This is a genomic window from Umezawaea sp. NPDC059074 (genome assembly GCF_042738955.1).
Taxonomy (GTDB): Bacteria; Actinomycetota; Actinomycetes; order Mycobacteriales; family Pseudonocardiaceae; genus Umezawaea.
The window spans coordinates 13,556-28,695 of record NZ_JBHYHC010000055.1 but is presented as its reverse complement, the minus strand read 5'-3'; the positions used below and the strand labels follow the sequence as shown (position 1 = coordinate 28,695).

Genomic DNA, 15,140 nt, shown 5'->3' with positions numbered 1-15,140 from the left:
TGCGCGATGGATTCCGATAGCCCGGCGTTATGGACGGGGTCACGCGCCCTGGGCCGCGGCCGGGACGAGCTGGAGGTGCGGCCGCTGCGCGAAGAACTCCACGCCCGCCGCCAGCGCCGTCTCCTCCACCTCGGCCGCGAGACCGCGCCGGGCCACCATCCGCAGGTGGGTCGTGCCCGCGTCCGGCAGGTCGCCGCACACGCTCAACCCCGACGGACGCCCTCCCGCGCTGGGCAGCAGGGCGACGCCGAGACCCGCCCGCACGCCCGCGAGCACGCCCTCCAACGTCGTGGACTGCGCGGCGACCTCGACGTGGTGCCCCTCGCCGGTGAGGATCGACAGCGCCCGCTCCCGCAGGCCGCACGGCTCCTCGAACGCGATCAGCGGCCACGTCCCGCCGGGCTCGGGCGGCGACCAGCCCCGTGCGGCGTACCAGATCAGCGGCAGCCGCCCCACCAGGTGCCCGGCGCCGTGACCGCTGGGGTCGAGGACGAACGCGAAGTCCACCACGCCCTTGCCGACCGCCTCGCCGAGCTGCGTGGACCGGCCGATCTCGAACCGGGTCGCGCAGTCCGGGAACGCCGCCTGCATCGCCCGGATCATCTCCGGCAGGATCTGCTGCGCGCTGTGCTCCGTCGACCCGATGACGATCGTCCGGTCCCGCTCCACCTCCAGGCGGTGCAGCGACGCGTCGTGGACGCCGATGATCCGCCGCGCCTCCGCCAGCACCCGCTCCCCCTCGTGGGTGAAGCGCATGGTGCGCCCCTCCTTCTCGAAGAGCTTGCGCTTGAGGCCGCGTTCGAGCAGCCGCACGTGCTGGCTCAGCGCGGGCTGGCTGATGTGGCGCACGGCCGCGGCCTTGCTGAACCCGCCGCACTCGGCGATCGCGATCAGCGTGCGCAGGTGTTCGAGGTCCAGTGAGGTCGTCATGGGTGCGATTACAGCCGATCAGAGCCCTTTCCGAGACCCCGACCGGCATGTGGGAACCCCTTGCCAACCCATCACTCCCGCGCATGGGTGGCCATCGTGAAACGCACTTGGACGCGCGGCCCCGCCGCGGGCGACGCTGGACACCCCGGCGTGGAAGGAGTGCGGAATGAGCCGACACGGGGTTGAGAGCGGTCTGGACCCCGCCCGGTTGCGCGCCGCCTTCGGCGCGTTCCCGAGCGGGGTCGTCGCCGTCGCCGCGCGGGTGGACGACCAGGTCGTCGGCCTGGCCGCCAGCTCGTTCACCTCGGTGTCGCTGGACCCGCCGCTGGTGTCGTTCTCGATCGCCACGACGTCCCGGACGTGGCCCGCGCTGCGCCGCGCCGACCACGTGGGCGTGACCGTGCTGGCCGACCACCACGACCGCGTCGCCCGCCAGCTCGCGGGCCGGGCCGACACCCGGTTCGACGGCCTCGACCTGACGTTCGGCCCCGGCGGCGCGGTCACCCTCGCCGACGGCATCGCCTGGTTCGACACCACGATCGACCGCCACGTGGAGGCGGGCGACCACACCATCGTGCTGCTCCGCCTGCACGCCGTGGCCCACGCCGAGCACTCCCACCCGCTGGTCTTCCACCGCAGCGGTTTCGGCCTGCACCGACCGGCGCTTCTTTCGGTCGACACTGAAGCCACGAAGACGACTTCACCGACGCGCTAGCTCACGGAGGAGCTGCCGGTAGGTCGCTTTGGACGGCAGGTGCGCGAGCAGGTGGCGGATGGCGCGGTCCGCGAAGGTCCGCTCCTCGACGCCCTCGGCCGCGAGCGCGCCGTGGACCTGCCCGGAGACGTAGTTCCGCAGGGCGGTGGCGCTGCCGCGGAACGTCCCGAGACCCAACTCCGGCACTCCACCCGCACGGGCGCGGTAGCCGTCCACCAAGGCGCCGGCCCCGGCGGCGTTCACCCCGCCCGCGGGGTCGACGGCCCAGGTGACCAGCGCGGCGGCCACCTCCCACTCCGGCGGCAGCCCGCTCGCGTGCTCCCAGCCCACGACGACGAGCCGACCGCCGGCGCCCACGCGGACGTTGCCCGGCGTGATGTTGTTGTGGCACAGCACCGGTTCCGAGGTCGGCTCGTCGTCGAAGGAGTCCAGTTCGGCCAACGCGGGCACCGCCGCCGCGAGCAGCCCGGCCCACGCCGCGCCCTTCGACGCGGCGAGCGCCGCCAGGTCCTCCCAGCTCGCGGAGGACAGCGGCCGGGCGTTCCACGGGCAGATCCCGTCCACCGGCAGGCGCAGGCCGTGCAGCGCGGCCAGCACCCCGCCGACCTCGCGGGTGACGGCCGCGCTGACCGGCGCGGCCAACGGCGGCCCGGAACTCACCCACCGGTGGACCCGCCACCGGTGGCCGTCGATCTCCTCGACCACCCGGCCCGCCGTGCTCCGCACCGGGGCGGGCAGCGTCACGCCCGCCAGCGCCGCGGCCTCCTGGAACCGGGTGTCGGCCTCGCCGTCGGTCACCGGGTACACGTCGTCGACGGTCCTCGGCGACCAGCGGCCGCGGTCGGTGTCCAGCGCCCACCGCCGTCCGACCTCGTCCGGCCGGGACACCGACCTCAGTGGACCGGTCACCTCGCCCAGTCCGAACAGGACCGCAATCCGCTGGGCCAGCACGGGATCGGCCACGTCGACCCGCCCGCGCAGGCGGTCCACCTCGGCCTTGAGGGCGGTCCACGTCCGGAACCCGTACTGCCGCGCCAGCGACGCCTGCGCGGCGGCGAGCGGCACGGTCGGATCGGAGTCCCGGAGTCCGGCCAGCAGGTCCTTCGCCTGACGGCGCAGGTGGTCGAGATCGGGGTTGTCGGGCAACGTCTTCATGGGGGCACCTCGCTCACCGCCCGGACTCGCACGGACGGACCTGAGCGCGGCATCCGTCGTCGACCTGACCGAAACGGGGTGGCTTCGAGCCTTCCGGCGAGTCCCGGCGCGTACCCAACGCGCGGCACGAGGTTAACCGACCCCGTTGGGCGGCTGTCAAGCCCCGACGGGGTCGGCACGGGAGCTGAGCGCCATCACCCGAGCGAGCTACCCGCGATTGTCCCCACCGAGGGGACGTGCCGGGCCGGTCTCCGCCACTACCTTCGCCTTCGACCTGATCGACAACGGCGAAAGCGGAGGAACGACCGGTGAAATCCAGGTACGGCAAGGGAAATCGCGCCTTCCCGAAGGTCGCGGCGGCACTGGTGGCCGTGGCGCTGGCCGGGGTCTCGGCGTGCGACGCCGACGACGAGTCGACGCCCGCTCCCGCGAGCGCGGCCCCGAGCGCCGTCGCGCCGAGCCTCTCGTGGGGCCGGTGCCCGGAGGTGAGCGCGGCGACGACCCGCGACCCGCGGCTGAGCTGCGCCACGGTGCAGGTCCCGCTGGACTACCACCAGCCCGACGGCCCGAAGATCGACGTGGCGATCTCCCGCCTGCCCAGCACCAAGCCGGACAAGCGGCACGGCGTCCTGCTGGTCAACCCCGGCGGACCGGGCCTGCCCGGCCTCGACACCCCCGGCGACTTCGCCCGCACGCTGCCCGCGTCCGTGCTGGAGGGCTACGACCTGATCGGCTTCGACCCGCGCGGCGTCGCGCACAGCACCCCGCAGAGCTGCGGCCTCGCGGACCCCAGCGTGGTCGGGCTGTTCCCCTACCCCGCCGCCGACGGCTCCACCACCGCGAACGTCGACCTCGGCCGCGCGCAGGCCCAGCAGTGCTCCGGCATCGCCGACCGCCTGCGGCACTTCACCACCGCCAACACCGCCCGCGACCTGGACCGCGTCCGGCAGGCGCTCGGCGAGGAGAAGGTCTCGTACTGGGGCCAGTCCTACGGCACGTACCTCGGCACGGTCTTCAGCTCGCTGTTCCCCGACCGCGTCGACCGGATGGTCCTGGAGGGCAACGTCGACCCCACCAAGATCTGGGCCGAGTCCGTCGGCCAGTGGGGCAAGGGCGTGGCCGAGCGGTTCCCCGACGCGGCACGGGTCGCCGCGGCGCAGAACGGCGTCCTCGGCCTAGGCGGCACGGTCGACGAGGTCACGCAGACCTACCTCGCGCTCGCCGACCGCCTCGACCGCACGCCCGCGCCGATCGCGGGCGCGGCGTTGACCGGCTCCCTGCTGCGCAACGTCACCCACAGCCTGATGCTGCACAACGAGACCCTGCCCGTGCTGGCCCAGTTCTGGAAGGCCGCGGCGGACCTGGCCGACGGCCGCCCCACCGACGCCGACGGCGAGGTGCTGAAGCAGGTGTTCGCCGAGAACCCCGCCACGCCGGGCGTTCCCGCCGACAACCAGGCCACGATGTTCCTCGCGCTGGACTGCGGTGACGTGGCCTGGTCGCGCGACCTCGCCGACTACGCCACCCGCACCGCCGCCGACCGCGCGAAGTGGCCGCTGACCGCCGGGATGCCCGCCGACGTCTGGGCGTGCGCCTTCTGGCCGACCCCGCCCGTCGAGGCGCCCGTCACGGTCACCGACAACGGCCCGCGCACCACGTTGATCCTCCAGAACAAGCGCGACAACGCCACGCCGTGGGACGCCGGACTGGGTCTGCGCAAGGCGTTGGGCCAGCGCGCCGCGTTCGTCGGCGTCGACAACGGCGGCCACTACGTCTACCACGCCGGTTCCGCCTGCGCGGACGGCGCGACGGTCGACTTCCTCACCACCGGCCACCTGCCGGACGCCGACGTCACCTGCACCGACGCCCCTCAACCGTGATGTGCCAGCAGCGCACGGGCCCGGTCGAGTTCGACGTCGAGCAGGTCGTCCTCCACCGGCCCGGCGAGCGCCTCCTCCAGCAGCGGCAACGCTTCCGCGACTCGACCGGTCCCGCACAGCAGGTCCCCGAGCACCACGAGAGCCCGGACGCGCGTCGTGGCCCCCGGTCCGGCCGCCAGCACCTCCCGCAAGGTGGCCTCGGCGGCGTCCAGCCGACCGAAGTCCGCTTGCCGCAGCGCTTTCCGGTACCGGGCGGTCAGGTCCACCCCGCGACCCTAACGACCGGCGCAGGTGTCCCGGTACTCCAGGTCGGGCAGGTAGCGGGTCCACTGGTCGCGGTCGAGGCCACCACCGGTGACCTCGCAGGCCGTCTCGTCCAGGTGGCCGCGCAGGTCGTAGGTGGGGCGCATGTCCCACAGGACGACGTCGCCCTGACTGCCCGCGGTGGCCAGGAGTTCGCCGTTCGCGGAGAACACCAGGTGGCTGACGGTGTCCAGGTTGTCGGCCAGCGAGGTGCCGAACTTGCGCGGCAGGATCCGGCTGCCGAGGTCCCACAGGTAGGCGTTCTGGTCGATGCCGCCGGTCACCATGAGGTCCGTCGTCGGCGCGAACGCCACGCTCACCGACGAGGTGCTGCCGTGCGGGTGGAGCGGGTCGCCGAGCCGCCGGGCGTGCTCGGGATCCTTGACGTCCCAGAGGACGACCGCGCCCTTGGCGTCGCCGGTGGCCAGCAGGTCGCCCGCCGGGGACAGCGCCGCGGTCCCCACGTCCTGCTCGTGGCCGACGAGGCCGGATCCCACCTGACGCGGGTGCGCCGGGTCGGTGATGTCCCACAGGCGGGTGCCGGTCCGGTCCCCCGGCCCTCCTTCCTGCGCCTTGGCGCTCCCGGCCTCCGCGTGCCCCCCGGATTCGGTCGTGGTCACCACCGTCGGCGGGGCGATGGAGGTGGTGCTCGCGTACGTCCCGGACCCCAGGACGAGGCCGAGCACGCGGCCGTCCCGCACCCGCCAGATCCCCAGCACGAGCTCCCGGTCCAGCACCCGGGCGATCTTGGCGGGGTTGGTGGGCTGCCGGACGTCCCAGAAGATCGTGGCCTGGTCGCCGCCGACGACGAGGGTCTTGCCGTCGGCGGTGAACACGAGCGACCGAATGATGTTCGTCGGCCCGGTGAGCGGCGATCCCAACTTGCGAGGGCGATCACGGTCTGTCAGATCCCACAGGATCACTGCGCCCTTACCATCACCTGTAGCGAGCATCCGCCCATCAGGCGAGAACCCGATGGCGTCGACGCCTTCGCCGCTGTGTCCGGTGAGGGTGTCAATTCTGCGCGGGCGAGCAGGATCTGTCGTATCCCAGAGGACGGCGGACGTATCCCGTGCCCCAGTCGCAACCAGCGTGCCGTCCTCCGACATTGCCAGGGCATAGATCTCCGGATACTGACCGTTATGCCCTATAAAAGGCGATCCCAGAGCATGGGGACGTCCGGCACGAGCCAGATTCCAGAGGGTCACACGACCGCTCTCGCTTCCGCTCGCGATCACATTGCCCTTGGGAGAGAACACCGCGATCAGATCGTTCTCTCCTGCGATCAGCTGCTCGGCCCGGCTCGGGATGTCCAGGTAGGAGGCATCCCACACAAACAAACCCATGTCCCGGTCACCGGTCGTGGCCAACATACCGCCATGAGGTGCGAAGGTGACCTTCGAGCCGAATCCCACGCGGATCGGCTCACGACCTGGGCGAAGGTTGTTTAGGTCACTCAAGTCCCACAACACAGTGCCATGGAAGTCACCTCCCACGGCCAAAGTTTTGCTGTCGGAAGAGAACGACAGGGAGCCAACGATATCCGCGGGATTAGGAGCGACAGCGGCGAGGGGTCTAGCCACCGCACGATCACGGATGTCCCAGAGCGTCACTGGGAGCTCGTTGGTACGAGGGGCGACCGCGACTGTGCCGCCATCGAGAGAGAACGCGACAGCGTTGACTTTGGCTGGGTCGGCGGCGAACGGAGTCCCGAGTGGACGGACCTGCCCAGGATCGGCGACGTCCCACAACTGCACCCCTGGAACGCCTTCTCTCGACGTGGCGAGGACGGATCCGTCCGGGGAGAACCACGACTTGCCCACCGTCTCCTTCTGCCCCACGACCGGCGTGCCCGTCCGAGCGGGACGCGCCGGGTCGGTCAGGTCCCACACCACGACCTCGCCGCCGGAGCCCGCGGTCACCAGCCTGCTGTCCTTCGCCGCGAACGCCACGGTCACCGCGTGGTCGAACGCGATGAACGGCTCACCGACCCGTCGAGGGCGCAACGGGTCGGCCAGGTCCCACAACATGATCGCGCCGGAGTCGAACCCGACCGCCAGGTACCGGCCGTTCGACGAGTAGGCGATCGAACGGACCCGGCTGGTCACCCCGGTCAGCTGCCCGGCGTACGGCGTGGTGGCGAGCGCGCTCTGCACCGACGCGTAGGTCTCGGCGTCGGGGCGGATCCGGTGGGCGGCGACGCTCAGCCGCACCGCCGTGCGGGGGTCCGAGTCCAGCGCCGCCTCGGCTTTCGCGACGAGCTGCCGGGTCGTGACCAGCAGGGCCTGCTCACGGGCCCGCGCCTCCTGCTCGGCCGCGCTCCGCCGCTGCACGAACGCCACGAGGCCCGCCACCAGGGCGAGCACCAGCAGCGCCGAGGTCGCGACGACGATCCGACGCCGCCGCGACCGGTCGTGGCGGACGCTCGCGACGAGGAAGTCGCGGGCGTCCGGGCCGAGGTCCACCAGCCCGTCGACGGTCGCGCGACCCCGGACCCGCACGCCTGTCGCGTTGAGCGCGGCGCCGAGCCTTCCCCGCTCCCACAAGGCTTCCGCGCTCCGGTCGGCCGCCCGCCACCCCGCGGCGGCCTCCTCGACCGAGCGGCGGGCGCGGAGGGCCGACGCGGTCTTCGTGATCGCCTCGGCGAGCGGCGGCCACGCGGTGAAGAACATCTCGTGCGACGCCCCGACCACGGCCTCGCCGTCGACGGTGTCGATCGTCAGCAGCCTGCGCGCGACGAACGCGTCCAACTCGGCCACGACGGGTGCCGGGAGGTCGGCCCGCTTGACGTGCCACCGGGTGGGGTGGCCCTGCTCGTCGACCGTCACGACCCGCAGCAACCCGGCGATCACGTCGTCCCGGCCCCGCCCGCCCGCGGCGATGGCCTCGGCGAGAGCGGCATGGGCCTGCCGGATCAACGCCCCCCGAACGCCGTCGAGCGCGTCGTAGCGCGCCATCGACAGCTCCCCGCCGACCCCGACGCCCTCGGCCAGTTCCGCGAGCGTGAAAGCCAGCAGCGGCAACGCTTCCCCGCTGCCGGTGTCGTCGACGAGCCGGGCGACCAGCTCGTCGGACACCTCGATCCCGGCCAGTCGCGCGGGCCCTTCCACGACCGTCCGCAGGGTCTCCCGGCGCAACGGCCGCAGCACGTGCGTGCGCATCGGCAGCGACCCGAGGTCCGGGTCGAGCAGCAGCCGGTCCAGGAACTCCGGCCGCAGGGTGGCCACCACGTCCACCGGCCCGCCCAGCGCAGTCCGGAGCAGCGCCGCGAACGGGGCGAGGCGCTCGGGGGGCGTCTGGGTCAGCAGTTCCTCGAACTGGTCGATGACGACCAGCAACCGCCTGCCGCGGTTCGCCTGGAGGAGGTCGTCCACGACCTCGACGACCCGACCGCGCTCCAGGTCGTCCCGGATCCCGGCGACGTCCCGGCCGCCCGCGGCGGCGAGTTCCCGTGCCAGGGTCGCCCGCGGGTCCACGCCGGGCGTGAACGCGGCCACCGTCCACACGCCGGGCTCGTCGGCCATCCTGGGCAGCAGCCCCGCCCGGACCAGCGACGACTTGCCGCAGCCGGACGGTCCGACGACCAGCAGCAGCGCGTTGTCCGCCCGTTCGGCGGGTGAGCGGAGCAGCCCGGCCAGCGCCTCGACGTCCTCGTCGCGGCCGAAGAACGCCTGGTGCAGGTCCGCCTCGAACGCCCGCAGACCGGGGAACGGGGACCGGCCGTCGACCCAGCCGAGCCCGCCGGTCCGGTCGACGCGCCCGAGCGCCGCGGCCAACGCCTGCCTGGCGGCGGCGGGATCCGGGGCCAGGTCCGCGTGCTGCACCGACGTGAGCAGCGGGTGCTCCACCCCGGCCTCGGCGTGCAGCGGCAGCAGCCTGCTCCCCCGTGACCGCGCGATACCGACTTCCGCCGCGCACCAGGCGGACCTCACGTAGGCCTCGGTGACGACGCAGACCACGGCGTCGGCCCACCGCAGCCGCTCGTGCAGCCGCTTCTCCCACTCCTCGCCGACCGCGATGCCGTCCCGCAGGTCCCGGTCGAGGAACACCCGGTGCCCGTCCGCGACGAGCCACTCCCGCACCTCGGCCGCCACCCGCAGGTCCTCGCCCGCGTGGCTGACGAACACGTTCGCCACGGGGACCTCCCCCCTAACGCCTACGAATCCATCGACGCTCGGAGGGGCCGTGTTACCCCGCTCAGCGGATCAGCCCGGCCCGCCTGCGGACCCAGGACTGCGACTGCCCGCACTCGGCCGCGATGGTCTTCCAACTCAGGCCCGCGGCACGGCGGTCGGCGAGGTACGCGGCGACGTCCGGGAAGCCGAACCGCGTCGCCACCTCGGCCGCGCGGTCCTGGACGTGGCGGCGCGAGGTCGCGTGCGAGACGTGGTCGAGGCCGTGCCGGGCCAGCGCCGTGCGCACGGAGGTGCGGCTCAGCCCGGTCTCCGTCGCGATGGCCTGCACCGACAAGGCCTGGTCGACGTGCCGGTCGCGCAGGTAGTCCGGCACGGTCGTGAACCCGAGGTCGGCGAGGACAGGCAGCCACGGGGCGTCGAGCCGCGCGGCGCGGGCGTGGTCGGCGATAGCGTCGGCGGTCGCGGGGTCGACGGCCCTGAGGTGGCGGGACAGCCAGTCCTTGTGCAACCCGGCCTCACGGCTGACCGCGGCGAGGCTGTGCCCGGCCAGCACCCGGTCGACGACCAGCGCGCCGAGGTCCGGGAACCCGAGTTCGGCGGCGGCCTTGGCCGCGACGGTCCGCAGCCGGAGGAGGGAGTGCCGTCGGACGCCGTCGGCGCGGGCCTCGGGGGAGATCGCGGCGAGCGCCCGCAACGTCTTCCGCCGCCGCTGCTCGGGGTGCTTGCGGCCGCGCGCGGCACGGGCGGCGGCCTCGGTCAGCGCGCCGGAGCGGGCCCGTTGCTCGCCCAGTTCGCACCACGCTCGGACCACGGGGTCGGTCGCACGGCGGCGGCGCAGCGAGTCGGCCCGACGCCGTCGGGTGGTCACGCCCTCCAGCGGCGCGTTCCGCTCCAACCCGAACGCCTCGCGGTAGGCGAGGTCGTCCAGGCCGTGGGCGCGCAGGTGGGCCAGGACGGACTTGAACCAGCGGCCGCACAGGTGGCAGAGGACCCGGTCGCCCTCGTGCACGACCGTCCCGATCGGGGCGTGGTCGGTGAGCGTCACGGTGCCACCTCCGCTAGTCACACTGAGACTAGAACAGCGATCGACCACGGTAAAGGTCATCATTGACAGTTAGATATCTAACAGTTAGCGTTCTCATCATGGACGACGCCGAACCCGGCACCAGCCTGGGCCTGCTCCGCTGGATCATGTGGGCCCAGCGCAAGGCGGGCGAGGACTGGATCCGCGAACGCGACCTCAGCCACGAGCAGAGCTTCGTGCTCGGCTACCTCGTCCGGAACCCCGGCGCGATCCAGCGCGACATCGCCCGCGTGAGCCGCACCAGCCCCGCGAGCGTCTCCAGCCTCCTCCAAGGCCTCGAACGCCGCGGCCTGGTCGAGCGCCGCACGGAACCCGGTGACGAGCGCAGCAAGCGCGTCCACGCGACCCCGGCAGGCGCGGACCTCATCTCGGGCTTCGACACCGCGATGACCGCCGTCGAGCGGACGATCCTGGCCCCGCTGGACGAGACCGAGCGCGCCACCCTGCACGCCCTGCTCGTGAAGATCACCGCGGAACTCCCCGAGCCGGTCCGCCCGTAGGCTTCCCGCCGTGCCCAGGACGCGCCTCGACCTCGACCGGATCCGCGCGTCCCGCGCCGTGATCGACCAGCGGTTCCTCGACACCCCGCTCACCCCGTGCGACGCGCTGGGACGAGAACTGGGCTGCACGGTCAGCGTCAAGCTGGAGACGGCGAACCCGGTCCGCAGCTTCAAGGCGCGGGGCACGGAACTCGTGACCAGCAACCTCGTCGACCGCGGCGAGACCGCCGTCGTGTGCGCCAGCGCGGGCAACCTCGGCCAAGCACTGGCGTGGTCCGGTGGCCGCCGCGGCCTGGCCGTGACGGTCGTGGCGTCGAAGCGGGCACCCGCCACCAAACTGGACCGCATCCGCGCGCTGGGCGCGGAACTGATCCTCGTCGACGGCGACATCGAGACGGCCCGCGACCTGGCGTCGCGGATCGCCCACGAACGGGGCGTCCGCCTGGTGGAGGACAGCCTCGACCTCGAGACCTGCGAAGGCGCGGCCACCATCGGGCTGGAACTGGCCGCCGCGACCCCCGCGTTCGACACCGTCCTGATCGCCCTGGGCGGTGGCGCCATGGCCACCGGCATCGGCCACGTCCTGAAAACCCTGACCCCCGCCGTCGAGGTGGTCTGCGTGCAGCCCGCGGGCGCGCCCGCCCTCACCCTCTCGTGGCGCGCACGCCGGGTCGTCACCACCGACTCGACCGACACCATCGCCGACGGCGTGGCGGGCCGCCACCCCATCCCCGAGGTCCTGACCGACCTCCTGGCCGTCGCCGACGACGCCGTCCTGGTCCGCGAGTCCTCGATCACCACGGCCATGCGCCTGCTCCTGGAGCACGCGGGCCTGGTCGTCGAACCCTCGGCGGCGTTGGGCGTGGCCGCGATCCTGGAGGCCCCCGCCCGCTTCGCCGACCGCCACGTCGTCACGGTCGTCTGCGGCGCCAACGTCGACCCGACGGCCTTCCACGAGTGGGTCCGCCCGCCTCACCCGGCCCCCGAGCACGGCGGCTCGTAGGCCACGTCCGGGAAGAAGCGCTCCCAGTCGGCTCGGCTGATCGTGGCCGGACCGCGGTCGCACGCGTGCTCGACGACGTCCCGGAAGTCCGTGTCCCACAGTTCGGCGGTGCGGTCGGCGCTCGCGCCCGCCACCACCCGGCCGTCCGGGCTCAGCGCGACCGACTCGACCGAGCTGTCGTGACCGGTCAACGTGGCCACCGGCGCGGGCCGTCGCGGATCACCGACGTCCCACAACCGCACGGTGTGGTCGTACCCACCGGAAGCCAGCACGTGCCCGTCGCCGCTGAACGCCACCGAGCCCACGATGTCGGTGTGCCCGGTGACGACCGCGAACGGAGCGGGCCGCCGGGGATCGCCGACGTCCCACAGCCGCGCGGTGTGGTCGTCGCTGCCGGACGCCAGCACGCGGCCGTCCGGGCTGAACGCCAGGGCGTCGACGGAGTAGGTGTGCCCGGTGAGCGTCGACAGGAGCGCGGGGTGCCACGGGTCCTCCACGTCCCAGAGCCGGACCAGGTGGTCGTCACCGCCCACGGCCAGCACGTGCCCGCTGAACACCACCGGCTTGACGCTGGCCGACAACCGCGTCAGCACCGGGAACGCCTTGGGCGCGGCCGGATCCGCGATGTCCCACAACCGCACGGTGTGGTCGTAGCTCCCCGACGCGAGGAGGCGTCCGTCGGAGCTGAACGCGACCGAGAACACCGTGTCCTCGTGCCCGGTCAGCGTCGCCAACGGCGAGGCGTACCGGGGATCGGCGACGGCCCACAGCCGCACGGTGCGGTCGCGGCCCGCGGTCGCGAGGACCCGACCGTCCGGGCTGAACCGCACGTACGTGACCGAGTCCTCGTTCCCGGTGAGCGACCCGAGCACGACGGGGTTCCGCCGGTCGTGGACGTCCCACAACCGCACGGTCCGGTCGCCGCTGGCGGTGGCGAGAACGGTGCCGTCCGGGGTGAACGCCAACGAGTAGACCTCGCGGGTGTGGCCCGCCAACCGCGTCGCGAACGTGCTGAGCACGCCGTCCCGCGCCGCGGTGGTCGGCGCGAGGCGGTAGCTCGCGAGGCTCAGCTGGGCGGCCAGCGCCGGATCGCCGAGGCGCAGCGCGACGGCCTCCCCGGCGACCTTCTCCGACAGGGCCACGTCCCGCTGACGGGTGGCGTCCCGCTGCACGCGGACCGCCAGCACCGTCGTGGTCGTGGCGAGCACGACCAGCACGGCGAGCAGCGCGACGAGCTGCCGCAACCGCCGGGTGCGACGGCGGGCCACCGCGTGCTCGTCGGCCTCGGCCGCCACGCAGGCGTCGAGGAACGCCCGCTCCCGCGGGGTGAGCGCGGTCCTCCCGGTGTCCGCCCAGGCACGCGCCACCGCCAGCCGCGTGCCGCGGTAGAGCGACCCGTGATCGTGACGCAGCGACTCCCACACCAGGGAGGCCTCCGTGAGCTGGCGGTGGATCCGCAGCCCCTCACGGTCCTCGTCCAGCCAGTCGCGCAGCCTTGGCCAGTTGCGGATCAGGGCCTCGTGGGTGATCTCGACGCCCTCCCGGCCGAGGGTGAGCAGCCGGGCCCGCGCCAGGTGGTCGAGCACCAGCGCGGTCTCGGGGTCGTCGCGGTCCACCTCGTCGCACCCGACGCGGCGCTTGGTGTCCGCGCCCTCGTCGCCGAGAGCGGTCAGCCGCAGGAACAACTGCCGGGCGATCTCCCGCCGATCAGACCGCAGCGCGGTGTACGCGGCCTCGGCGGTGCGCGCGACGGCGTCCCGGATGCCGCCCGCGGCCTCGTACCCGGCGACGGTGAGCAGGACGCCGCGCCTGCGCCGCCACGTCTCCAGCAACGCGTGCGAGACCAGCGGCAGCGCCGCGGGCTGCCCGGCCGCGTCCGAGGCGAGCCTGGCCACCAGCGCGGTCTCCACCTTGTTGCCCGCCAGGACCGCGGGCCGGGTGACGGCGGCCCGCAACTCGTCCGGCGTCATCGGCCCCACCAGGACCTGCGCGTCGCGCAAGGCGTCGACCAACCGCGGGTACCGCCCGCACCGACCGTAGAAATCCGCCCTCACCGCGATGACCACCCTGGCCCGACTGGTGTCCGCGCTCGCCGCGACCACCAGGGCGTCGATGAACCGCGTCCGCTCGTCCGGATCCGCGCACACCGTGAACAGCTCCTCGAACTGGTCCACGACGAGCACGGCGTCGGTGTCTGCGGGCCGGTCCACCACCACCTGCCGGAGTCGCAGGTGCAGGTTCCGCGAATCGGCCAGGAACTCCTCCCGGAGCACCGCGGGCGATTCGCCGGTCAACGCCGCCAACCGGACCGCGCACTCCTCGAACGGACGCGCTCCCGGCGTGAACACCACCGTCGGACAGGACGGTGGCAGCGCGGCCACCAAACCCGCTCGAAGAACCGACGACTTCCCCGATCCGGAATCACCGAAAACGCCGAGGAAACGGTGGTCGGCCATTCTCTTCGACAACTCGGCGACCAACGCCTCACGACCGAAGAACCTGTCCGCGTCCGCTTCTTGGAAAGCGGACAAACCCACGTAGGGCGCCCCCGCATCCGATTCATCCTCGACCGTTCGGCCAGTCACACCACACGCGACCTCACGCCACCGGCCTTCCCATTCCGCGGTGTCGCCCTCGCACGCTTCGACGTAGGCCAACGCCACCGCGAGACTCGGCAGCTTGCGCCCGGCCGCGGCCTCCGACAGCACGCTCACCGAGTAGTTGGCGCATGTGCTGAGCTGCCGGTACGTCGGACTCCCCGCCTTCTCGCGCAGCCTCCGCAGATCCCCCGCGAAGCGCAGCAAGGCGGTGTCCTCGGCGTCCAGCGGACGCTCCCCCCTGGGCACGGTGTTTCTCCCCCTCGACCGTTTCCGTTGTTCGGCTTCCGTTGTTCGGTGTCACCGCGCTGACCCCGAACAACCGCACTCGACTAGACAGGACGACATCGGCCCGACGTCTCGTCGGACCGAGCACTGAAAAATCTCTGGAGGGTTCAAGTGCACAACCTCAAGCGCGCGGCCGTGAGCATCGCGTCACTCGCCGTCGCGGCCTGCGGAATGCTCGCCGTCGTCTCACCCGCGTCCGCCGAACCGTCAGCGGCCGCTTCCCGGAGCTGCTCCTACCACGAGTTCCAGGGCAGTGGCGGGCACTGGGGCGAGGACGTGACCTGCACCGGCGGCTGGTTCAAGGGAACGATCCTGTGCCACCGGTTCGACAACGGCTTCGAGTACTGGCACTACGGGCCCGTGTCGGGTTCCGGCGGCACGTCGACCGTCTACTGCGACCTCGGCGCGTACATCAGCTTCAAGACCTACACCCCGGTCTAATCGCCGAGTCGACGCGGCTCCTCCGGCGCTGGTTGGAAGCCCCCCACGGAACACCGCCACCCCCAAGAGAAACCACCCCGGAACAAAAAAAGGGCCGGGCCAAACAGA

Annotated in this window: 11 protein-coding genes; 5 read left to right on the top strand and 6 right to left on the bottom strand. The window is 72.8% G+C overall.

The annotated features are described in order from the left end of the window. Positions 1-39: 39 nt before the first annotated feature. Positions 40-930: a LysR family transcriptional regulator gene (locus tag ACFWW9_RS24435; RefSeq protein WP_390382191.1), complete on the bottom strand. Its 891-nt coding sequence runs from the start codon at positions 928-930 to the stop codon at positions 40-42. 166 nt (positions 931-1,096) lie between these two features. On the opposite strand from ACFWW9_RS24435, the gene ACFWW9_RS24430 reads away from it, so the two are divergent. Then, a complete protein-coding gene (locus ACFWW9_RS24430) occupies positions 1,097-1,645 on the top strand; it encodes a flavin reductase family protein (protein ID WP_390382188.1) in 549 nt (182 codons plus the stop codon). Here ACFWW9_RS24430 and ACFWW9_RS24425 read toward each other — a convergent pair. Continuing rightward, positions 1,631-2,800 carry a phosphotransferase family protein gene (locus ACFWW9_RS24425; protein ID WP_390382184.1) on the bottom strand — a complete coding sequence of 390 codons (1,170 nt, stop codon included), beginning with the start codon at positions 2,798-2,800 and terminating at the stop codon, positions 1,631-1,633. The genes ACFWW9_RS24430 and ACFWW9_RS24425 overlap by 15 nt on opposite strands. 308 nt (positions 2,801-3,108) lie before the next feature. Between ACFWW9_RS24425 and ACFWW9_RS24420 the strand changes: the two genes are divergently transcribed. Then, on the top strand, positions 3,109-4,680 hold the full coding sequence (locus ACFWW9_RS24420; protein ID WP_390382181.1) for an alpha/beta fold hydrolase: 1,572 nt from the start codon (positions 3,109-3,111) through the stop codon (positions 4,678-4,680). Here ACFWW9_RS24420 and ACFWW9_RS24415 read toward each other — a convergent pair. The 3 genes from ACFWW9_RS24415 to ACFWW9_RS24405 all read right to left on the bottom strand — a co-directional run bounded on the left by ACFWW9_RS24415 (position 4,671) and on the right by ACFWW9_RS24405 (position 10,164). Next, positions 4,671-4,946 carry a hypothetical protein gene (locus tag ACFWW9_RS24415; RefSeq protein ID WP_390382178.1) on the bottom strand — a complete coding sequence of 92 codons (276 nt, stop codon included), beginning with the start codon at positions 4,944-4,946 and terminating at the stop codon, positions 4,671-4,673. The genes ACFWW9_RS24420 and ACFWW9_RS24415 overlap by 10 nt on opposite strands. Positions 4,947-4,955: 9 nt before the next feature. Beyond that, positions 4,956-9,119 (bottom strand): TIR domain-containing protein, encoded by a 4,164-nt coding sequence (locus tag ACFWW9_RS24410; protein ID WP_390382175.1) that lies wholly within the window; start codon positions 9,117-9,119, stop codon positions 4,956-4,958. A gap of 61 nt (positions 9,120-9,180) precedes the next feature. Further along, the gene (locus ACFWW9_RS24405) at positions 9,181-10,164 is read right to left on the bottom strand and encodes a MucR family transcriptional regulator (protein ID WP_390382172.1); all 984 of its coding nucleotides are present in this window, start codon (positions 10,162-10,164) and stop codon (positions 9,181-9,183) included. A 98-nt stretch (positions 10,165-10,262) separates the two neighbouring features. Between ACFWW9_RS24405 and ACFWW9_RS24400 the strand changes: the two genes are divergently transcribed. Then, the gene (locus ACFWW9_RS24400; RefSeq protein WP_390382169.1) at positions 10,263-10,703 is read left to right on the top strand and encodes a MarR family winged helix-turn-helix transcriptional regulator; all 441 of its coding nucleotides are present in this window, start codon (positions 10,263-10,265) and stop codon (positions 10,701-10,703) included. A 10-nt stretch (positions 10,704-10,713) separates the two neighbouring features. Continuing rightward, complete coding sequence (locus tag ACFWW9_RS24395) at positions 10,714-11,706, top strand: threonine/serine dehydratase (protein WP_390382166.1); 993 nt, start codon at positions 10,714-10,716, stop codon at positions 11,704-11,706. On the opposite strand, the gene ACFWW9_RS24390 is transcribed toward ACFWW9_RS24395, so the two are convergent. After that, entirely contained in the window at positions 11,676-14,552 is a 2,877-nt protein-coding gene (locus ACFWW9_RS24390; protein ID WP_390382163.1) for a hypothetical protein, read from the bottom strand. The two genes, ACFWW9_RS24395 and ACFWW9_RS24390, sit on opposite strands and share 31 nt — an antisense overlap. 150 nt (positions 14,553-14,702) lie before the next feature. Between ACFWW9_RS24390 and ACFWW9_RS24385 the strand changes: the two genes are divergently transcribed. Continuing rightward, positions 14,703-15,032: a hypothetical protein gene (locus tag ACFWW9_RS24385; protein WP_390382160.1), complete on the top strand. Its 330-nt coding sequence runs from the start codon at positions 14,703-14,705 to the stop codon at positions 15,030-15,032. Positions 15,033-15,140 lie beyond the last annotated feature (108 nt).

Excerpts from the sequence above, each read along its gene's own strand:
- ACFWW9_RS24435 (WP_390382191.1), bottom strand. The coding sequence starts at position 930 with ATGACGACCTCACTGGACCTCGAACACCTGCGCACGCTGATCGCGATC.
- ACFWW9_RS24430 (WP_390382188.1), top strand. The coding sequence starts at position 1,097 with ATGAGCCGACACGGGGTTGAGAGCGGTCTGGACCCCGCCCGGTTGCGC.
- ACFWW9_RS24425 (WP_390382184.1), bottom strand. The coding sequence starts at position 2,800 with ATGAAGACGTTGCCCGACAACCCCGATCTCGACCACCTGCGCCGTCAG.
- ACFWW9_RS24400 (WP_390382169.1), top strand. The coding sequence starts at position 10,263 with ATGGACGACGCCGAACCCGGCACCAGCCTGGGCCTGCTCCGCTGGATC.